Origin of the sequence: Corynebacterium lipophiloflavum DSM 44291, assembly GCF_000159635.1 — a bacterium.
GTDB lineage: Bacteria > Actinomycetota > Actinomycetes > Mycobacteriales > Mycobacteriaceae > Corynebacterium > Corynebacterium lipophiloflavum.
Genome location: NZ_GG667198.1, coordinates 15018 through 33367, shown reverse-complemented (window position 1 = coordinate 33367; position 18350 = coordinate 15018). Strand labels below are relative to the sequence as shown.

Annotated in this window: 20 protein-coding genes, 1 other RNA gene and 2 riboswitches; of the genes, 9 read left to right on the top strand and 12 right to left on the bottom strand. The window is 64.5% G+C overall.

Annotation, left to right across the window (positions count from 1 at the left end):
• Positions 1-418 precede the first annotated feature (418 nt).
• Complete coding sequence (locus HMPREF0298_RS11945) at positions 419-652, top strand: helix-turn-helix domain-containing protein (protein WP_083789572.1); 234 nt, start codon at positions 419-421, stop codon at positions 650-652.
• A 15-nt stretch (positions 653-667) separates the two neighbouring features.
• Positions 668-1324, top strand: coding sequence for a hypothetical protein (locus HMPREF0298_RS10660; RefSeq protein WP_006841201.1), 657 nt, complete (start codon positions 668-670; stop codon positions 1322-1324).
• Between the two features lie 58 nt (positions 1325-1382).
• On the opposite strand, the gene HMPREF0298_RS10655 is transcribed toward HMPREF0298_RS10660, so the two are convergent.
• From HMPREF0298_RS10655 to prfB, 11 genes are all read right to left on the bottom strand, one after another.
• Positions 1383-1946 carry a COG3415 family protein gene (locus HMPREF0298_RS10655; protein WP_006841200.1) on the bottom strand — a complete coding sequence of 188 codons (564 nt, stop codon included), beginning with the start codon at positions 1944-1946 and terminating at the stop codon, positions 1383-1385.
• Between the two features lie 3 nt (positions 1947-1949).
• Positions 1950-2126 carry a hypothetical protein gene (locus HMPREF0298_RS12320; protein WP_006841199.1) on the bottom strand — a complete coding sequence of 59 codons (177 nt, stop codon included), beginning with the start codon at positions 2124-2126 and terminating at the stop codon, positions 1950-1952.
• A gap of 153 nt (positions 2127-2279) precedes the next feature.
• The gene (locus tag HMPREF0298_RS10650) at positions 2280-3500 is read right to left on the bottom strand and encodes a DUF3631 domain-containing protein (protein ID WP_006841198.1); all 1221 of its coding nucleotides are present in this window, start codon (positions 3498-3500) and stop codon (positions 2280-2282) included.
• An 891-nt stretch (positions 3501-4391) separates the two neighbouring features.
• Complete coding sequence (locus HMPREF0298_RS10640) at positions 4392-4583, bottom strand: helix-turn-helix domain-containing protein (RefSeq protein WP_006841195.1); 192 nt, start codon at positions 4581-4583, stop codon at positions 4392-4394.
• A gap of 216 nt (positions 4584-4799) precedes the next feature.
• Complete coding sequence (locus HMPREF0298_RS10635; protein ID WP_006841194.1) at positions 4800-6086, bottom strand: site-specific integrase; 1287 nt, start codon at positions 6084-6086, stop codon at positions 4800-4802.
• 137 nt (positions 6087-6223) lie between these two features.
• Positions 6224-6607, bottom strand: a transfer-messenger RNA (tmRNA) gene (gene ssrA, locus HMPREF0298_RS11940).
• Between the two features lie 42 nt (positions 6608-6649).
• A complete protein-coding gene (locus tag HMPREF0298_RS10630; protein ID WP_006841193.1) occupies positions 6650-7297 on the bottom strand; it encodes an SDR family NAD(P)-dependent oxidoreductase in 648 nt (215 codons plus the stop codon).
• The gene (smpB, locus tag HMPREF0298_RS10625) at positions 7294-7785 is read right to left on the bottom strand and encodes an SsrA-binding protein SmpB (RefSeq protein ID WP_006841192.1); all 492 of its coding nucleotides are present in this window, start codon (positions 7783-7785) and stop codon (positions 7294-7296) included. The genes HMPREF0298_RS10630 and smpB overlap by 4 nt, the downstream gene beginning before the upstream one ends.
• Positions 7786-7806: 21 nt before the next feature.
• A complete protein-coding gene (gene ftsX / locus HMPREF0298_RS10620; RefSeq protein WP_006841191.1) occupies positions 7807-8709 on the bottom strand; it encodes a permease-like cell division protein FtsX in 903 nt (300 codons plus the stop codon).
• Positions 8709-9410 carry a cell division ATP-binding protein FtsE gene (gene ftsE, locus HMPREF0298_RS10615; protein ID WP_006841190.1) on the bottom strand — a complete coding sequence of 234 codons (702 nt, stop codon included), beginning with the start codon at positions 9408-9410 and terminating at the stop codon, positions 8709-8711. Before ftsE ends, ftsX begins: the two co-directional genes overlap by 1 nt.
• Before the next feature lie 10 nt (positions 9411-9420).
• On the bottom strand, positions 9421-10518 hold the full coding sequence (gene prfB / locus HMPREF0298_RS10610; RefSeq protein ID WP_006841189.1) for a peptide chain release factor 2: 1098 nt from the start codon (positions 10516-10518) through the stop codon (positions 9421-9423).
• A 10-nt stretch (positions 10519-10528) separates the two neighbouring features.
• Positions 10529-10597, top strand: a riboswitch (guanidine-III (ykkC-III) riboswitch).
• 11 nt (positions 10598-10608) lie between these two features.
• On the opposite strand from prfB, the gene HMPREF0298_RS10605 reads away from it, so the two are divergent.
• From HMPREF0298_RS10605 to hisN, 3 genes are read left to right on the top strand one after another with little or no spacing between them, the layout of a single operon-like run.
• On the top strand, positions 10609-10923 hold the full coding sequence (locus HMPREF0298_RS10605) for a DMT family transporter (protein WP_006841188.1): 315 nt from the start codon (positions 10609-10611) through the stop codon (positions 10921-10923).
• A gap of 9 nt (positions 10924-10932) precedes the next feature.
• Positions 10933-11748 carry an inositol monophosphatase family protein gene (locus HMPREF0298_RS10600; protein WP_006841187.1) on the top strand — a complete coding sequence of 272 codons (816 nt, stop codon included), beginning with the start codon at positions 10933-10935 and terminating at the stop codon, positions 11746-11748.
• Positions 11741-12529 carry a histidinol-phosphatase gene (gene hisN, locus HMPREF0298_RS10595; protein ID WP_006841186.1) on the top strand — a complete coding sequence of 263 codons (789 nt, stop codon included), beginning with the start codon at positions 11741-11743 and terminating at the stop codon, positions 12527-12529. Before HMPREF0298_RS10600 ends, hisN begins: the two co-directional genes overlap by 8 nt.
• Here the strand turns inward: hisN and HMPREF0298_RS10590 are convergent.
• Positions 12516-13334: a S1 family peptidase gene (locus HMPREF0298_RS10590; RefSeq protein ID WP_006841185.1), complete on the bottom strand. Its 819-nt coding sequence runs from the start codon at positions 13332-13334 to the stop codon at positions 12516-12518. The two genes, hisN and HMPREF0298_RS10590, sit on opposite strands and share 14 nt — an antisense overlap.
• Before the next feature lie 77 nt (positions 13335-13411).
• Positions 13412-13528, top strand: a riboswitch (TPP riboswitch).
• On the opposite strand from HMPREF0298_RS10590, the gene thiC reads away from it, so the two are divergent.
• The 4 genes from thiC to HMPREF0298_RS10570 all read left to right on the top strand — a co-directional run bounded on the left by thiC (position 13527) and on the right by HMPREF0298_RS10570 (position 18345).
• Positions 13527-15266, top strand: coding sequence for a phosphomethylpyrimidine synthase ThiC (gene thiC, locus HMPREF0298_RS10585; RefSeq protein ID WP_006841184.1), 1740 nt, complete (start codon positions 13527-13529; stop codon positions 15264-15266). Its footprint overlaps the riboswitch before it by 2 nt.
• Before the next feature lie 22 nt (positions 15267-15288).
• Positions 15289-16518, top strand: a complete 1230-nt coding sequence (locus HMPREF0298_RS10580; RefSeq protein ID WP_006841183.1) for a DUF418 domain-containing protein — start codon at positions 15289-15291, stop codon at positions 16516-16518.
• The gene (locus HMPREF0298_RS10575; protein ID WP_006841182.1) at positions 16511-17170 is read left to right on the top strand and encodes a thiamine phosphate synthase; all 660 of its coding nucleotides are present in this window, start codon (positions 16511-16513) and stop codon (positions 17168-17170) included. Before HMPREF0298_RS10580 ends, HMPREF0298_RS10575 begins: the two co-directional genes overlap by 8 nt.
• Before the next feature lie 5 nt (positions 17171-17175).
• The gene (locus tag HMPREF0298_RS10570) at positions 17176-18345 is read left to right on the top strand and encodes an MFS transporter (RefSeq protein WP_006841181.1); all 1170 of its coding nucleotides are present in this window, start codon (positions 17176-17178) and stop codon (positions 18343-18345) included.
• Positions 18346-18350: the final 5 nt, after the last annotated feature.

The following is an 18350-nucleotide window of genomic DNA, read 5'->3' as shown; positions in this document are numbered from 1 at the left end:
CCGATCAGGGGGTTTGCTACCGGTGGAGCTGCCGGGGACTCACCCCCGTTACCCCCTTTGGGCAGGTAAACGCGCTATCCGCGCCGGGGGCTCTTTCCCTATTCCCTTAACTTTCTCCTAACGGTCGTTCTTCCTCTTGTTTCCCGTGCCGTTTCTCCCTCCCCGTTTCGTGCCGGTGGGTGCGCTCCGGGTTGATCCGTGGGCATGGTTCCCGGCGCGGTTGTGTCGGTGGTGTGTTGGTTGCTGTGGTGCTCGTGCGCGTGCGCGCGTGGGGTGGGGTGGAACGTCTCATTTATGCCTGGCCTGGTTGGGTTTTCGTGTTGTGTTGTTTTGTTGTGTGGTGTTTCTTTTTGGTTGTTTGTTCGATAGGGTGTGGGTTGTAAGTTTTTTCGTCACTGTTACGTTTGAGAGGTGCGTTATGCCTGTTCAGGGGCTTGGGAATGTGGTTTCGGTTGAGGATTTTGCGGCGGGCGTTGGTTTGCACGTAGTTACGATTCGACGGCTGTGCCGCGAAGGTTCCCTACCGTCGGTGCGCATTGGCGGGCGTTGGGTCGTGCTAACCGACTTGATTGCCGAGCAGGTGCGCGCCCGCTCTCTCGACCGTGACGGTGCGGAAGGCTTGCCTGCATACGCCGATTTACTCAATGACTAAAGGAGTCCCCCACGCATGAATATCACCCGTTTCACTTCGCCCGATGATCGGAACTACCGCGATAGCGTGCGCCAGTTCTGCGCTCGTCGCGGTGTGTACGGCCAGCACTACGACTTGGACGCTTTGGGGGCTGACCTGTGGCACCTGACCGATAGGGACGCTCGTTGGGTGTCCGCGTCCGAGATGGCGGCTAACTTGCAGGTGCCGTTTGGTCCTGCCTTGGACGGTTACCGTTTCGGGCGTGAGGGCGCGTACCCGCGTTTGCCGGTGCCGGAGGAGATTTCGGACGGGTCGTTCACCCCGCTGGAAGTCGAGCCTGGCAGGTTGCCTGACGGGTTTGCGTTTGCGGATTGGGTTGCATTGGTAGCTTCTCTGCGCGACATGGCGGCTGCGCAGACTGGTGTGGCGGCGGCTGGTGTTCGTGCGCTTGATCTCGCTGTTGACCTCGTAAACGGTCTTGACGTGGCGGTCGCGCCGGGGTCTGCGGGCTCGTTCGCGCGCCTAGCGGCTGGTCGTCTCGGGCTGGGAGTGTTCGCACGCCTGGCCGACCGCTACCGTGTCGGCTCTCATTACCGCTGGGACGGTGGCGTGGACGGCCTGGGCGACGACGGTGCGGGTGACGTGCCGGACGTGCCCCTCGATCTATCTGGTGGGGCATTCGCGTTCCGCTAGGTGGCCCGGCGCGCGGGGGCTGCGGTGCTGTGCGGCACCGTGGCCCCCTTCTTTGCGCCTAGGGTGCTGTCTGGTCGGGATCGGTCGCGACGTCATAGTCGCTGTCGTAGGTTCCTTCTTCGTTGATTGGTTCGGCCATTGCCGCAACCATTTTGAAGCCCTCGAATAGGTCGCCAAGGACGCCCCTGGTCTTGTCGAGGTCGGCTCCTTCGTCTAGCTCTTTCTGCAGCCGGTTGACGTCGAGGGCGATTCGTCGTGCTTGTTCCATGAGTTTGGCGACTTCGCTTAGGGGTGGCTCCGGTAGTTCAACCTGTACGGGCCCGTCCGGTGTTCCGACCCACTGCCTGTACGGCTCGTAGCACCTCGCCCGTAGGTTTTCAATGTCATCGAGCAGGTCTGCGAGCAGGCTGTAACCGGCGGCTTGCGCGGCTTCCCAGCGTGCGCGGGACGCTTCCAGAGTTTGGGTAGGGTCGCTGTGGATTCCTTCGGCGCGGAGGATACGGCTGATACTTGCGAGGGATACGCCTACTTCGTGGCTGACCTCTCGCAACGTCCACCCGAGTCTGCGGTAGGCGACGATCTGTTGGCGTTGTTCGTCGGTGATTTGTTTGGGAGCTGGCATGGGTTATCGGTTTCCTTTGCGGTTGAGTTCGTCGACTTGGTCGGCGCGGTCGTGTAGGTGGTCGGCTAGTTTGCGTGCTTCGTCGGCTCGCAGCGATAGGTAGTTGCCAGTGCCGCCGACGCGGATTCCGACATACGATGTTCCGCTGCGTGTCCGGTCGACGCGGACGGGGAGATTCATGTATTTGGCCGGATCGTTGGCGAGTCTCCATAGGCATTTGACGGTTCGTTCAGACATTGGGTGTTGCCTTTCTTGTGTGTGGGTGGGCTGTCCGGTTTGGCTGTCTGGTCTAGGGGGGTACCTGGGGTAACCGGACGCTATGGACGAAGTGGTCTAACTGGACGGATTCGCGCCGGGCCGGTTGATTGCGAAGGCGTTGAAGGCCTGCGTGAAGTCGCTGTAGTAGTAGCCGCGTTCTCGGTCGCCGGTGCTGACTCGGCTGGATCGGATCGAGTATTTCGAGGACAGCATTCTGCCCAGCCCTTGGGGTTTGAGGGGGCCGCGCTCGGCGCTGGTTCCCCAGTAGTCACGGTTGTGAAAGCCCAGTAGGCGCAGAAGGTCGGTTGTCGGGACGTGCGGTTGGGGCTGTCCGTCGGGTTCAGTGGGCCACGCTTCGGCAATGTCGCGCAACAGTTGGACGTGGCGGGGCACACGGTTGAGTCCTGCTTCGCGGTCGTCGGCTTGCTGGTCGAGGTCGTTGAGGATCAACCGCTTCGCTCGGTTGGGCCACTCTCCCCCGGCGGCGCGGGCGACCTTGAGCAGTGGCGCGTAGCGTTCGCGGTTGCGGCCACGGAGGGCTTCGAGCGTGCGGTGTTCGCCCGTTGTCGGGTCGATGTAGGTTTCGGTCGTGTAGTCGATCCGGTCGTCTTTTACCGTGTCCTTGACGCTTTCTGTCCACGCTTCAATAGCGTCGTGGAGGGCGTGGGCGTCGTCCTCGATGTGCTGCCAGTCGGAGTCCTCGACGGTGCCTTCGAGGTCGGGAAGCAGTAGGACGGTGATACACCGGCTGCGGGTGTCGTCGGGGAGGTTGGGGCTATTGCCTGCGAGCGCGACGGGGCCGTAGGTGGACATTTCGACGGGTTGCCATTCCGTGACCCCTGATTCGTCTTTCTTCTGCACGAGGACGGGGCGCGACGCGCCTTTGCGGTATCCGCTGTTGAGGATTGCGAGAAGTTCGCGGGAGCCTTCGGCCTTAGGGTCGAGGGTGCGGTCAACCTCGTCTACGAGGATCGTTCGCGGTTCGCGCTCTAGCAGTCGGGCAAGTAGCGAGGGGCTGCTTAGGCTGGCTGCTTGGACGCTGCGAAAGCATAGGCGTTGGAGGTGGTCGAGGGTGGTTGTTTTGCCGCTGCCTGGGCTTGGTGAGTCCAGGAGCAGGCGCGGGCTTGTCCACGTTTCGTTGGCTAGATGGGTTGCGACGCACCATAGGGTGAGGGTTGCTAGATCGTCGTGGTGGGCGGTTTTCACATAGGTTCCGAGCCATTGTTCGACGATGTTGAGGACGCCTTCGCCGTCGGTTGGGTCGAGGGCGTCGATTATGTTCGTGAGTTCATGCATTGCGGTTGCCTTTCATGTTTGCGGCGATTGGATTCGTCCGGTTTGTCCGGCTTGTCCATAGCGTCCGGTTACCCCAGGTAGGGCTATGAAGAATCGGACATGGGCGGGAGCCTTAGTTCGGCGTCGCGGCGGCGGCGGAGTTCTTCGCGGGTGACGCGCCAGTCGAGGGGTTTCACCTCGCGCCGGGCTTCTGCCCGCTTGGCGATTGCCGCGGCGATCTGCTGTGCCCGGAGGTGGGCAAAGTTAAACCCGCTACCGGCTGGTAACGGGTTCGTGGTTGTTGGGTTCTGGTTCATTCGACGTTCACCCCGGCGCGTTGGATATAGCGGGGTAGGTGTTGGACGTAGTTCATGGCGCGTTGAACATCGGCGTCGCTACCGTTCGCTGCGGCCTGTAGCGCTTGTGCAGTATCCGCAAGTACTTGCCGTAGGCGGTGCCGTCGCAGGATCGCGGCTAGTTGCGCGGTTGCATCGGCTGGAAGCGCACGTCCCCCCCTCACAGTTCCTACCGCGTCAAGCAGGAGCGCTCTTGTGTTCTGGTCGTTGAGGTGGCCGCTACGTTGCAGGGTTGCGGAGACGATTTCAACGCTGGGTACGGTTTCAGGGTGGCCTGCTTCCGCGAGGTCGCGGCAGTGGGTGACGACGGCTCGCCAGATTGCTTGGTGTGCTGCCGTGGGCCAGTCGCCGGGCTGTAGCCCCTCTGCCACGTCGAGGACGCCGTTAGCGGGCGTTGCGGTTAGCGCACTCATCAGCGTCGCTGTTGCCGTTTGGAGGTAGAGCCGCGTGGTATCCTCGCTTGTAGCAATTGATTCTGTGTTGAGTTGGTTAGTTGCTTTGTCCCCGGCGAGTGTGTGGCTTGCCGGGGATTCTTTTATGGCCTGCATTGCGTTCCTTACTCCCAGTTGGTGGTTGCGGTGAATACGGCGTCGGTATCCTCTGGGCGGATACGCAGGGTTTTGCCTGCCTTGTAGGCTCGTAGTTTGCCCTCGGCAATGTAGCGCCGGAGCGTGCGCTCCGATAGCCCTACGCGTTCTGCTTCCTGTTTGATGGTGCGGTACGTCGGCAGGGTTTTGGTGGTTGCCAATGTGTTGTTCCTTTGCGATCTGTGCCGCTGTGGGCTTCGCTGTTTTTTTGCGGGGTCTTGGTTAGCCCGCGCCCGTCTTATTTGGGGCATGAAAAAAGGCCCGTGACCTGCTTGTTTTAGCAGTTCGGGCCTTGCTGTCTGTGGACACAGTTCGTCCACGAGTGACAGTGTATAGCCTTAAATGTCCGTTTACAACACCATGTGGTGTGGCGTGTATCACTCTAGTGAGTCGTTGACTAAAGCCATGAGGTTTTGGGTGCGCTCGGGTCGGGCCTTCATATAGACGTTGAGGATCGTTTCGACGTCTGTTTGCCCTAGTAGTGCGCCGATTTCGCGTAGGTGCGCACCCTGCTCGGCGAGCCTTGTGATTAGCCAGTTGCGGCCGCAGTGCGGGTCGATTTCGGTTGTGACTCCGGCCCGTTCTTCTGCGCGAGTGAGTATCGAGCGGTAGGAGGTATCAAGCATGATCTCACCCGTGCGGGTTGTGGTGAGTAGGTGCTTGCGCTTCTCAACCACCTTTCCGCGTTCTTTGCGTGGGGCGTTGTCGCCGCCGTAGACGTTGACGGTGGTTGCGGTGTGGTGCAGGTGGTTGGCGAGGTGGTTGAGGACGTGGGGCACGTCGGTGGGCATGATTTGGATTGTGCGGTGCCCGGCGCGGGTCTTGGGCGGTTGGATCACCATGTGGGTGCGTTCGTTGCCGTTCGCGGCGATTCTTTGCGCGTTCTGTTCGACGGTGACGGTGACGCGGGGCATGAGTGGTGCGGGTGTTGGTTCGACGGTGACGTGTTTGGTTTCCAGGGCCAAGGCTTCGCCGAGACGTAACCCGTGGTGAAGGGTGAGGACGGCGAGGAGCCTGTATCGGTCTGGCATTGCGGTGATGATCGCCGCTATTTCCTGGTCGCTGGGTAGATACTTTTCGCCTGTGCGTGGACGCTTCGCGGCTTCGGGGATTTCGGCTGGGTTGGTGGGTATGAGTTCGCGGCGGACGGCTTCGGCGAGGGCGGCTTTGAGTCGCTTGTAGGCCTGGTGCGTGATTGTGCGGCCTTCGGGGTAGTTGCGTTGTGCTGCGTCGTGCCACTTGTAAACGTCGGTTTTGGTGAGGTCTACCAACCGTATGTCAGCCAGGCGGGTTATGTCGGGGTCTGTGTCGCCGGGGCTGATCGGGGCGGTGATCCTTACGCGTGTGACGCGGCGATAGTTCTGCGCGGTGGACGGCTTTAGCGGGTTGTTGCGGGTTTCTAGATGCTGTTGGAATTGGTCGAGCCATTGGCCGACGGTGAGGGCGGTTGTCTCGGCCTGGGCTGCGCGCTGTGCGGGTGGTTGCCAGGTGTCCAAGTCGATTGACCGCTTTTGTGCGGCGAGCCACCCGTCGGCGTCTGTGCGTGTGGGGAATGACTTACCGGGAGTGTGCCGTTTGCCGTCGGGGCCGGTGTACTCAACATAGAACCGTTTGCCTTTCTGGGCGACTTTGCCGAAGGCTCTGCGGGCGCGTCGTTGTGCCATTTCCTGTTCCCCTAACTTTCCCTTAACCGTGTCGGTTGGTGTCCTGTTGTGTCACCTTGTGGCATTAGGGTAACACGGTGCCTACCAGCATAAATAGAAGAAACCCCCCGGTCAGTGACGACCAGGGGGTTTGCGGTTAGTGGAGCTGCCGGGAATCGAACCCGGGTCCTTCATCACCTCGCCAGGGCTTCTCCGTGCGCAGTTCGCGCATCGTCTCTGCTCGACCCACCGGATCAGGCGAACATGTCCGGTTGACGGGCCCAGCCAGTGTGAAAAGTCCCCGCGGGCCGCACTGGCACGGCCCTTGGGCAAGTTCCCTAAGTCGATGCCAGGTACCGGGCTGGGAACGGGCCCGGCCTGACAGACACGCTAGTCGCTAGCTCTTAGGCAGCGAGGGCGTAGTCACGCTGAGAGGTCTTCTCTGCGTTTATTGTTTGCTGCGACGCTCACGGTGGTCTCCAGCCTGCACCGGCACGCTTCCCCTGGCTTGGTCAATGAAGTCGAAACCAAAAATCAACCCCATTAACTACGGGAACCGTAGGAGGGTTAACCGTACGCCTCACTCAGGATTTGCGCAAGGGGGTCACACGCAGGAAGTCGATCACCGTCTCCGGGCTCAAGTCCACGGCCAGACGGGCCGCGCGTGCAACGTCTACCGGGTCCATCTTTACCCGGTCATCGGCGGCAATCATGTCCGTGTCAGTTGGCCCGGGGTGCAGGGAGGTCACGCCCACGCGCCCCTGCTCCTCCAGCCGCAGCACGTCGGTGAACCCTTTCAGCGCGTACTTTGTCGAGCAGTACACGCTGCCCTGGTCGACGCCGTGGAAGCCGGCGCCGGAGTTGATGGTGATGATCAGTCCACGCGAGCGTCGTAAAGCGGGCAAAAGCTCGCGCACGAGCTGGACCGCGGCGAAAAAGTTCACCTCAAAGCCGTCGCGCCAGTGGGCGTCGTCAAGCTGATCGAACGGCCCCTTCGGGTAAATCCCGGCGGCGTGGACGAGCACGTCAAGCTCCCCGATGCGGGCGCAGGCAGCGGAAATGGCGGCCGGGTCGCGCAGGTCAACCTCGAAAGGCTCGGCGCTGGGCAGCGTATCGACGACCGCCGCAGCATCGCGGGAAGCACCGACGTAGATGTGGTGGTCGGTGGAGAGCTCCTGGGCAATCGCGCGGCCGATGCCGCGGGACGCCCCTGTGATAAGTGCCTTCTTCACGCCTTGATCCCCTTGAACTTCTTGCCCAGATCGCGCGCGATCTCTCGGTCCTCGGTGCGCTTCTTGATCGCCTGGCGCTTGTCGTAATCCTGCTTACCTTGCGCCAGCCCGAGTTCCACCTTGGCCTTGCCCTCTTTCAGGTAAATGGACAACGGCACAAGCGTGCGGTTGCCGTCGCGGACCTTGCCCTCGAGCGAATCGATCTCGCTACGGTGCATGAGCAGCTTGCGGGTGCGTCGCGGCGAGTGGTTCGTCCACGACCCCATCGAGTACTCGGGGATGTGCAGGTTGCGCAGCCACACTTCCCCGTTGTCGATGGTGGCAAAGGCCTCGACGAGGCTGGCCTTGCCGTCGCGCAGCGATTTGATCTCCGTGCCCACAAGCACGATGCCGGTCTCCCAGGTATCCAGGATGGTGTAGTCGTGGCGAGCTTTCCGGTTCGTCGCAACGACGTTTCCGGAGGGTGATTTTTTCTTCTTCTTCGCCATAGTCGGGTTAAGTTTACCCGCCTACTTCCTCACGTAGGAACGCAGTGCCACCTGTGCTGCGACACCTCCGAGCACCATCGCCGCGAGGGTGACAAGCGGCATGGTTACCCAGACTGCGGAATCCGGCACGCGCGCGATGAGCTGGGAGGCGTAGAGATCGCCCAGCATCGGGTCGACGAGGAAGCGCTTTGCCAGCCACGCGCCGACGGTGGCGATCACCCCGCCGATCAGCACGGAGACCACCGCCTCAAGGACGAACGGGGCCTGGGTGAACCAGCGCGAGGCGCCGACCATGCGCATGATGCCGATCTGCTCGCGGCGGTTGAATGCGGCGAGCTGCACCATGTTGGAGATCAGGAACAGCGCCGCCACCGCCTGCGCCGCCGCGACGACGAAGGTGACGTTGCGGAAGGTGTCCATCGTGCCCGCGGCCTCACGGACGGTGTCGGCCTGGTCGGTGATGACGGTCACCTGCGGCATGTCGGCGACCTGCTGCACCGGGCGGGTGTCCGCCGGATCGGTCAGTCGTACGTGCAACGCCGCGGGAAGCGCGTCGGGCGTGGTTTCGCGCACGAGATCAGGATCGGTGTCCTGGAACAGTTCGACGAATCGGTCGTAGGACTGCTGGCGCGAGCGGAAGGTAACCTGCTCCACCCCGTTGCTCTCCTGCAGGCGATCACGCACTTCGCGGCAAGCGGGCGAAGAACAGTCGGTGTCGTTGGCGGAAATCTCCTCGTCCAATTCGATCATCACCTCGACGCGGTCGAGGTAGAGGGCCTTGGTCTCGGAGGTGGCCTGCGAGATCAGGATGCCCGCGCCCACGAGCATGAGCGAGAGCGCGGTGGTGATCACCAGCGCCACGGTCATGGTGAGGTTGCGGCCGAGCCCGCGGATCGCTTCGCGCAGCACAAAACTGAAGTTCATTAGCGCGCCTCCGATCCCGATACGCCGTACACGCCGTGCTTTTCGTCGCGGACCAGCTTGCCCAGGTTGAGTTCGAGGACGCGCTGGCGCAGGTCGTTGACCGCGCGCGCGTTGTGCGTGGACATGACCACTGTGGACCCCAGCCGGTTGATGCGCGTGAGAAGCGCCATGATCTCGTCTGCTGTTCTCGGGTCAAGGTTGCCCGTGGGCTCGTCGGCAAGCACGAGCGGGGGCTTGTCGACGAACGCACGCGCGATCGCCACCCTCTGCTGCTCACCGCCCGAGAGCTCGTGGGGGTAGCGGTTCGCCTTCGCGTCGAGGCCGACGAGCCCGAGCGCGTCGGGCACCAGCTTGGCTATCTCCGCCTTCGGCTTGCCCGTGACCTGCAGGGCGAACGCCACGTTGTCGTAGACGTTGAGTTTGGGCAGCAGGCGGAAGTCCTGGAAGACGTAGCCGATGGACTGCCGCAGCCGGTTGATCTCCTTGCCTTTGAGCGCGTTGACGTGGAAATCGTCGAAGCGGATGTCGCCTGAAGTGACATTTTCCTCGCGGATCATCAGCTCCAAAAACGTTGACTTTCCCGATCCGGACGGGCCGATGAGGAAGACGAATTCTCCTTTGTCGATGGTGAAGGAGACGTCGTCAAGCGCGGGCCTCGTCGAGGTCGGGTAGACCTTGGTGACGTTGGTGAATGTAATCACCCGTCACACCCTACCCTTTGGTTTCAGCCATCCTCCACCTGATGCCGGACTCCAAAAAGCCGTCGATGTCGCCGTCGAGCACCTTCTGCGGGTCGCCTACCTCGTAGTTTGTCCGCAAATCCTTCACCATTTGGTAGGGGTGCAGCACATAGGAACGCATCTGGTTGCCCCAGGACGCGTTACCCCCGGCGCCGAGGGCGTCCATCTCGGCCTTTTCCTCCTGGCGCTTGCGCTCAAGCAGCTTCGATTGCAGCACCCCCAGCGCGGAGGCCTTGTTCTGGATCTGCGACTTCTCGTTCTGGCACGTGACCACGATTCCGGTCGGCAGGTGAGTGATGCGCACCGCCGAGTCCGTGGTGTTGACCGACTGCCCGCCGGGGCCGGAGGAGCGGTACACGTCGACGCGGATGTCGGAATCAGGGATGTCGATGTGGTCCGTCTGCTCAACCACGGGCAGCACCTCGACTTCGGCGAACGAGGTCTGCCGCCGGCCCTGGTTGTCGAACGGTGAGATACGCACCAACCGGTGTGCGCCCTGCTCCACCGAAAGCTGGCCGTACATGTACTCCCCGCGCACCACGAAGGTGGCGGACTTGATGCCGGCCTCCTCCGCGTAGGAGATGTCGTAGACCTCGACCTTGTGGCCGTTCTTCTCCGCCCAGCGGGTGTACATGCGCATCAGCATCTCCGCCCAGTCCGCGGCGTCGACGCCGCCGGCGCCGGAACGGATGTTGACCACGGCCTCGCGCTCGTCGTACTCGCCGGAGAGCATCGTCTGCACCTCAAGTGAGCCGATCGACTCCTCCAGCGCGGCCAGCTCGTCGTCAACCAGCGCCGGCTCACCCTCTTCTTCGGCGAGCTCGTACATCACCGGAAGGTCGTCGATACGCTCGCGCAGCGACGCGACCTTCTTCAACCGCGCCTGCACGTTCGACAACTCCGTGGTCACCTTCTGCGCGTGCGCCGGGTCGTCCCACAGCGAGGGGTCGTTGGCCTGCTGCTCGAGCTCCCTCGCGCGCGCAGCGAGCTCGTCTAAGTCGATCACCTTTTCAATGGTGGTCAGCGTCGAATCGAGGTTCTGGATGCGTGTCGAGGTCTCCGGTTGCATAACATGTAAGTCTAGCCTGCGCGTTCGAGCGGGCCCCGGACGAGGGAGCCGTACCCGGGAGCGCGACAAGACGGCCAGAAAGTACGCACCATGGCGTGGATCATTCTGCTTCTCTCTGGCGCCTTCGAGGCGGTGTGGGCGATCGCGTTGGATCGCTCGCAGGGCCTGACCCGCCCGGTACCCGCAGTCGTCTTCTTCGTTGCCCTGGCGATTTCCATGGCGGGGCTGGCCTGGGCGCTGCGCACCGTCCCGCTCGGCACCGGCTACGCGGTATGGGTCGGCGTCGGCGCCTCACTCGCGGTTATCTATTCCTTTGCAACGGGCCAAGAGGCGATCACGCCTTTGAAGATCACGTTCCTGCTCATGGTCGTCGGCGGCATCGCCGGGCTGAAGCTGGTGTGCTAACGCGCAATAATGGTCTCCATGACTGCTGCCTTTATCTCCGCCCATGCCGATTCGGACGACGCCACGCTTGCCGCCGCACTCGTCGAGCACGCAGGCCACCTCGCGCTGCGCATGCGTGACGACGGCCTGTCTACGCAGCAGAAAACCTCCGTCTCCGACGTGGTGACTGACGCCGACCGCGCCGCCGAGCAGTTCGTCGCCGACGCGCTCGAGGCGTTGCGCCCGGATGATGGCGTCGTGGGCGAGGAGGGGGCGAGTCGGGCGTCGGCAAGCGGGCGCACCTGGGTAATCGACCCGGTCGACGGGACCTACAACTTCTCGCGCGGCTCCGACTACTTCTGCTCCGCGCTCGCGCTCGTCGACGGCGCGGTCGGCGCACCTGAGCAGATCCTCGTCGGCGCGGTGCACCGACCAGCGTTTGCCACGACGTGGCTCGCGGACGGCGGGGTTGCCACGCGCAACGGCGAGCGCCTGCCGCAGCTCGAGGACGCCGGGCTCGATCAGCTCGCCCTGGCAACCTACTTGCACCCGCGCTCGATGAGTAACGAGGCGATTCACAAGGTCTGGGCCTCCGCAGTCAAGGACGCCGCGACAATCCGCATGTGGGGCGCTGGTTCCGTCGATCTGGCCACGGTTGCGTCCGGCGGCATCGGCGGCTGGCTGCAGCACTCCGTGGCGGACTGGGACTGGCTGCCCGGCAAGGCGCTCGTCGAAGCAGTCGGCGGGCGCGCGATCAAGGTCGAGGCCGGTGGCGCCACGTGGTGCGTGGCCGGCAACCCGCTCATCGTCGACGAGGTGGCGGGTAAACTCACTGAGCATGTCTAACTACGCTGACGACCTCGCCCTCGCACTCAAACTTGCGGATCTCGCGGATGGGATCACCATCGAGCGCTTCGAAGCAGCCGACCTAAACGTCGAGTCCAAGCCCGACATGACCCCTGTCTCCGACGCCGACCTGGCCGTCGAGGAGGCGCTGCGCGCCGAGCTTTCGGCCGCGCGTCCGGCCGACGCCGTCCTCGGCGAGGAGTTCGGCGGCGAGGCGGTCCTCGAGGGTCGGCAGTGGGTCATTGACCCGATCGACGGCACGAAGAACTTCGTGCGCGGTGTGCCGGTGTGGGCGACGCTGATCGCCCTGCTTGTCGACGGCCAGCCGGTCGTCGGCGTCATCTCCGCTCCTGCCCTGGCGCGCCGTTGGTACGCCTCCGCAGGTGCTGGCGCGTGGCGCACTTTCGGTGCCGGCGCGCTCAAGCGCCTGAGCGTCTCCAAGGTCTCCGCCCTGTCCGACGCGTCGGTGTCGATGTCCTCTCTGGAAGGCTGGCAGGAGCGCGGCCTGCGCGACAACTTCATCGCTTTGACCGAAAAGACCTGGCGGCTGCGCGGCTACGGCGATTTCCTGAGCTACTGCTTCGTCGCGGAGGGCGCGGTCGACATCGCGCTTGAGCCCGAGGTGTCGCTGTGGGATCTCGCAGCGCTCGCCGTTTTGGTTTCTGAGGCCGGGGGCACGTTTACGTCGTTAAGCGGCGAGAAGGGCCCGCACGGCGGCGACGCTGTCGCGACCAATGGGGCCCTCCACGAAGCAGTGCTGGAAGAGATTACGGGAGCCTAAACCCGCTGCCCGGCGCGGATCCGCTGTTCATGGCGCCGAGGATCGTGTCGAAGCGCGCCGAGGATGTCGGGGAGAAGATCGGGCCCTGCAAGGGCGAGTAGCAGGGCGCGTTGATGATGCCTCCGTTGATGATGCCCACCAGGGAGTCGCCGGCGAGCAGGGGCGCGCCGGAGTCGCCCTGCATCGCGCACACCTGGTTGAGGTTGGTGACCCCATCATCGATCCAGGTCACACCGCAGGTTTGCGCTGAGGCGTAGCCGGACTTGCACACCACCTGGCCGAACGCGCGCGGCGCGGCGCCGAGGTGGTTGACCGTCACACCGTTGTAGGTGCGGCTGACCTCGGCGTTGGGGTAGAGCTCAATGACGGCGTAGTCCAGTGCGCGGTTGACCGCGGCGATGCGGCCGGATTCACCCACGCCGAGCGCGTCGGCAGAGATCACTGACTGGCCCTCCGAGCCACAGTGGCCGGCGGTGACGGCGACCATGCGGCCGGCGGCGTCGTAGCCGGCCGCGGCGATGGTGCACATTGCTGAGCCATTGATGTAGACGGGAGTGCCCGGACCGTAGAGGGCCTTGCCGCGGTTGACCTGCGCGTCCCGCGCCTCCGTGGCGATCGGGGCGGCATCGTGAAACGACCCCGGCACGCGGTGCAGCACGCGATCAGCCGTGGGCTTTCCGGCCAGGACCTTGGACACGGGATCGGTGCGCCAGATGTAATTCGGGTCTTCCTGCGCGTGGGCGAGCGGCGCCCCCGCCATGACGACGATAAGGGCGAAAAGAGGGGCGAGCAGGCGGCGGACCATGTGATGACACTTTCTCTTGCGTAACTTCTGTAACAGCAATATAGCATTTCCGCGCCACCACGACTAGGTTGGTGCGCACGACCTCACACGGGCGCCCCACTGGTTAGGGGCTGAGACCGCGCCGAAGCAGCCGCGCGGGCACCGTTCGAACCTGCCTGGTTAGCACCAGCGAAGGAAGTAAGGAGCCATTTCGTGACCGATTCGTACGCGCAAGAAATCCACCCCAAGCACAGCTACGCGCCGATCCGCGCAGGCGGCCTGGAAGTGCCCGAAACCGCCATCTCACTCGATGACTCGCCAAGCGGTCCAAACGAGCCCTTCCGGACCTACCGCACCCGCGGGCCATGGGCACAGCCCGAGGAAGGACTACCGGCGCTGCGCAGCACGTGGATCGCCGAGCGCGGCGACGTCGAGGAGTACACCGGGCGCCAACGCAACCTGCTTGACGACGGCACACGGGCCGCCAAGCGCGGCTCCGCCTCCGAGGAGTGGCGGGGAGCCAGGCGAAACCCGTTGCGCGCCCACCCCGGCAAGCGCGTGACCCAGATGCACTACGCCCGCCGCGGCGAAATCAGCCCCGAGATGGAGTTCGTCGCCCTGCGCGAGCACTGCGACGTAGAGAAAGTGCGCTCGCAAGTCGCCGCAGGCCGCGCAATCATCCCGAACAACGTCAACCACCCCGAGAGCGAGCCGATGATCATCGGCAACGCGTTTTTGACCAAGATCAACGCCAATATCGGCAACTCCGCCGTGACCTCGTCAATTCGCGAGGAGGTGGACAAGCTACGCTGGGCAACCCGCTGGGGTGCCGACACCGTGATGGATCTGTCCACCGGCAACGACATCCACACCACCCGCGAGTGGATCATCCGCAACTCCCCCGTCCCGATCGGCACCGTGCCCATCTACCAGGCCCTGGAGAAGGTCGGCGGCATTGCCGAGGATTTGACCTGGGAAGTCTTCCGCGACACCGTCATCGAACAGTGCGAGCAGGGCGTGGACTACATGACCATCCACGCCGGAGTTCGCCTGCCGTTCGTGCCGCTGACCACCCGGCGCGTCACGGGCATCGTCTCCCGCGGCGGCTCGATCATGGCCGGCTGGTGCCTCGCCCACCACAAGGAGTCCTTCCTCTACGAGAACTTCGACGAGCTCTGCGAGATCTTCGCGGCCTACGACGTCGCCTTCTCGCTCGGTGACGGCCTGCGCCCCGGCTCCGTGGCCGACGCCAACGACGCCGCCCAATTCGCCGAGCTGAAGACCATCGGCGAGCTGTGCCACCGCGCCTGGGATTTCGACGTCCAAGTGATGATCGAGGGCCCCGGCCACGTGCCGCTGGACATGATCCAGATCAACAACGACAAGGAAGCGGAGTGGTGCGGCGGGGCGCCCTTCTACACGCTTGGCCCCCTGGTCACCGACATCGCTCCGGGGTATGACCACATCACCTCCGCGATCGGCGCGGCCAACATCGCCGCGGGCGGCACCGCGATGCTGTGCTACGTCACCCCGAAGGAGCACCTCGGCCTGCCAAACAAGGACGACGTGAAGACGGGCGTGATCACCTACAAGATCGCCGCGCACGCCGCCGACGTGGCGAAGGGGCATCCGGGCGCCCGGGACTGGGATGACGCGATGAGCAAGGCCCGCTTCGAGTTCCGCTGGGAGGACCAGTTCGCGCTCTCCCTCGACCCGGACACCGCGCGCGCCTACCACGACGAGACCCTGCCCGCCGAACCGGCCAAGACCGCGCATTTCTGCTCCATGTGCGGTCCGAAGTTCTGCTCGATGCGGATCTCCCAGGACATCCGGGACGAGTTCGGCGACACCATCGAATCCCTGGGCATGCCCACCGTCGACGCCGTCCTCGGCGAGCAGCACATGGCGCATGTTTTCCGCGAACACGGCTCGCAGGTCTACCTCCCCGAGTAAGCCACCCGAGTAGGTTGTGGGCATGGACAAAACACCCGCGAAGCAAAGACTGCTCCTCCCCGACATCGTCCGCGGCGTCTCCCTGCTGGGCATCGCCGCAGCCAACTCGGTCCAAGCCTGGATCACCACTGGCTCATCCGGTGCCGGCGCGCCGGGCGACACCCTCGGCGGCGTCGACCCTTCGAGCGGGGTGGATGCCTTCTTCGCCGTGTTTTCCGCGATGTTCGTCCACGTACGCGGCCTGCCGATGTTTTCCACGCTGCTCGGCTTCGGCTTCGGGCTAGTGGTGACCAGCCTGTACCGCAAGCACTACCCGCTGCGCGACGCGCGCCGGGTGCTTCTGCGCCGCTACGGCACCCTCGCTGCGCTGGGGCTAATCCACATGCTCGCGATCTTCTACGGCGACATCATGCTCACCTATGGGCTCATCGGCGTGCTCATGGCTCTACTGTTCACCGTCAGCGCGAAGTGGCTGCGCCTGATCGCCTACATCTTGCTGGGATTTTTCGCCGTTACCGGCACCGCCGGCGCTTTTGCTGTGTACTTCTTCGAGCCCGGGGCCCTGCCCGATATGCGCGCCCCCACCACGGAGCTGTTAACCGTGGGTGACTACTTCAGCGCCAACTTTTCCGCGGCGATGCTGATGCTCACTTCGATCCCCTTCGCGGTCGGTTCTCTCGCCGGGCTGAGCATCATCGGCTACGTCTGGGCGACGGAGGGCTACCTGGTGAACGTCGATAAGCATCGCGCTATTCTGCGCCGATGGGTGTATGTCGCCGTGGCGATCATCCTGCTGCTGGGGCTTCCGTGGGGTCTCGCGGCGATCGGGGTGATCGACCCGGGCCTCGAGGAGTTTTTCTGGATCCTCAACCAATCCTGGGGACCATTCACCGGCCCCGGTATCCTCGCCGCGTTCGCGCTGGCGACGAACGGGATGCAAAAGCGCGCAGCCGAGACGCAGTCGGCGCCCCGCTGGGCCTACCCCCTCATTGCGCTAGGCAAGCGCTCCATGTCGGGCTACCTCGCGCAATCGCTGCTGTTCATCGTCCTCGCTTCGCCGTTCGGGTTCGGGCTCGGCCTGGACGCGAACGTCACCGGCAAGCTCGGGGTGGGCCTGCTCGTCTGGCTGATCACGCTGCTTCTCGCCTCCATCCTCGAGGCCACGCGCACCCCCGGCCCATTCGAGTGGGCGCACCGCCGCCTCGCCTACGGGCGCACCGGCGCGATCGAACCGAGGCCCGCACATGCTTAGTTGCCAGCTCGACCTGCGCTGTTACTTTGTCACCGGGAGCGGTAGCGAGCGCGACATCGTCACCCTCGCGCGAGACGCCGCGCGCGCCGGCGCCGGTGTCATCCAGGTGCGCAGCAAACCCATCTCCGCGCGCGACCTCTACAGCCTCGGCCGCGAGGTTGCCCACGCGGTGCGCGAGGCCAACCCCGCAACGCGCGTGCTTATCGACGACCGCGTCGACGTCGCGCTCGCCTTGCGCGACGAGGGTGTCCACGGCGTCCACCTCGGCCAAGACGACCTCGATGTCCGCGTTGCCCGGCGGCTACTCGGCCCGGAAGCGATCATCGGACTGACCACGGGGACGCTTCAGCTCGTGCGCGCGGCCAATGAACTAGCTGGAGACATCGACTACGTCGGGGCCGGGCCGTTTCGCGCCACCCCGACGAAGGACTCGGGCCGGCCGCTACTCGGTGTCGACGGCTACCGCCCCCTCGTCGCCGAGTCCCTCGTGCCCGTCGTAGCCATCGGCGATGTCACGGTCGACGACGCCGCCGAGCTCGCCTCCACCGGCGTCGACGGGCTCGCTCTGGTGCGCGGCATCATGAACGCCGAGGACACCGGCGCCTACGTGGCGCGCGTACTCTCCGAGTTCGAACGCGGCGCAGTAGATTAGTCCCCATGTCCAGCCGCAAAGTTTTCTACAGCGTCATCCTCTTCCTCGTCACGGCAGGATGGGCCGCGAACCACTTCGCGGCCGTTCTCGTGGCCCTTAAAGAGCGCGCCCACCTCGAGCCGCTGCTGGTCAACGGCGCATACGGAATCTACGCAGCCGGTCTGTTTCCGTGCCTTCTGGCCGGCGGGATCCTCGCCGACCGCTTCGGAGGCCGCCCGATTGTCATTGCGGGCACGATCGTCTCCGCGCTCGGAAACCTAGGCCTTGCCTTCTCGCACAGCGCCGCCGCCCTGCTGTCGGGCCGCTTCGTCGTCGGGCTCGGTGTCGGACTTGTCGTCAGCGCGGGAACGGCGTGGGCGGCGAGGCTCCGCGGCGCGCAAGGTGCGACCCTCGCCGGCATCTTTTTGACCTCCGGCTTCGCCCTCGGGCCGATCTTCTCCGGAATTTTCGCCTATGCCCAGCCGCGGATCTGGGAGCTCTACGCGGTGACCATCGCGCTGTCGCTGCTGGCCATCGTGGTCTCCCTGGTCATCGGCGACACACCCCACCACGCGGTAACCCAGGGCCCCGACGGCCCCGCACCAGCGCCCGCCGCGGCACCGGCGCAGCGCTCATCCACCAAGGCGCTGGCGACGGCATTGCCGGTGGCGGTGTGGGTCTTCGCCTCCATCACTACCGCGGTCGTCGGGCTCGCCGCTCGCGTGGCCCACTACTTCCCTACCGGGGTGTTCATGCCGGGAATCGCCGCCGGTCTCGGCTTCGGCACCGCGCTTGTGCTCCAGGCTCTGGGCAGGCGCTTCGACTGGGGCCCGCGCGCCGGCGTCATCGGCGCGCTGTGCTCCGCGACGGGACTGGCGATTGCCGGCTTCGCTGGAACCAACCCCACGCTCGCAGCCTTCGCCGCAGCGACCATCGCGTTGGGTGCGGCGTACGGTTTGTGCCTGCGCGATGGGCTTCTCGACGTCGACACATACGCTCCCCTCCACGCGCGCGGCCGCGTCCTCGGCATCTACTACGTGGGCACTTACATCGGATTCGCCCTGCCGCCGCTGTTACAGTGGCTAGAGCCGCTGGCCGGGCCGACGGTGCCCCTGCTCGTGCTCGCCGCCTTGGCCCTGACCTCAGCCGTCGTGCGCTTTACCCAGATTAAGACCGGCTACCTCTCCCGCACCTAAGCTTG

Bases quoted from the DNA above. Each gene is read 5' to 3' on its own strand.
- HMPREF0298_RS11945 (WP_083789572.1), top strand. From the start codon at position 419: ATGCCTGTTCAGGGGCTTGGGAATGTGGTTTCGGTTGAGGATTTTGCG.
- HMPREF0298_RS10660 (WP_006841201.1), top strand. From the start codon at position 668: ATGAATATCACCCGTTTCACTTCGCCCGATGATCGGAACTACCGCGAT.
- HMPREF0298_RS10655 (WP_006841200.1), bottom strand. From the start codon at position 1,946: ATGCCAGCTCCCAAACAAATCACCGACGAACAACGCCAACAGATCGTC.
- HMPREF0298_RS12320 (WP_006841199.1), bottom strand. From the start codon at position 2,126: ATGAATCTCCCCGTCCGCGTCGACCGGACACGCAGCGGAACATCGTAT.
- HMPREF0298_RS10650 (WP_006841198.1), bottom strand. From the start codon at position 3,500: ATGCATGAACTCACGAACATAATCGACGCCCTCGACCCAACCGACGGC.
- HMPREF0298_RS10635 (WP_006841194.1), bottom strand. From the start codon at position 6,086: ATGGCACAACGACGCGCCCGCAGAGCCTTCGGCAAAGTCGCCCAGAAA.
- smpB (WP_006841192.1), bottom strand. From the start codon at position 7,785: ATGGCGAAGAAGAAGAAAAAATCACCCTCCGGAAACGTCGTTGCGACG.
- ftsX (WP_006841191.1), bottom strand. From the start codon at position 8,709: ATGAACTTCAGTTTTGTGCTGCGCGAAGCGATCCGCGGGCTCGGCCGC.
- prfB (WP_006841189.1), bottom strand. From the start codon at position 10,518: ATGCAACCGGAGACCTCGACACGCATCCAGAACCTCGATTCGACGCTG.
- HMPREF0298_RS10605 (WP_006841188.1), top strand. From the start codon at position 10,609: ATGGCGTGGATCATTCTGCTTCTCTCTGGCGCCTTCGAGGCGGTGTGG.
- HMPREF0298_RS10600 (WP_006841187.1), top strand. From the start codon at position 10,933: ATGGTCTCCATGACTGCTGCCTTTATCTCCGCCCATGCCGATTCGGAC.
- hisN (WP_006841186.1), top strand. From the start codon at position 11,741: ATGTCTAACTACGCTGACGACCTCGCCCTCGCACTCAAACTTGCGGAT.
- HMPREF0298_RS10590 (WP_006841185.1), bottom strand. From the start codon at position 13,334: ATGGTCCGCCGCCTGCTCGCCCCTCTTTTCGCCCTTATCGTCGTCATG.
- HMPREF0298_RS10580 (WP_006841183.1), top strand. From the start codon at position 15,289: ATGGACAAAACACCCGCGAAGCAAAGACTGCTCCTCCCCGACATCGTC.
- HMPREF0298_RS10575 (WP_006841182.1), top strand. From the start codon at position 16,511: ATGCTTAGTTGCCAGCTCGACCTGCGCTGTTACTTTGTCACCGGGAGC.
- HMPREF0298_RS10570 (WP_006841181.1), top strand. From the start codon at position 17,176: ATGTCCAGCCGCAAAGTTTTCTACAGCGTCATCCTCTTCCTCGTCACG.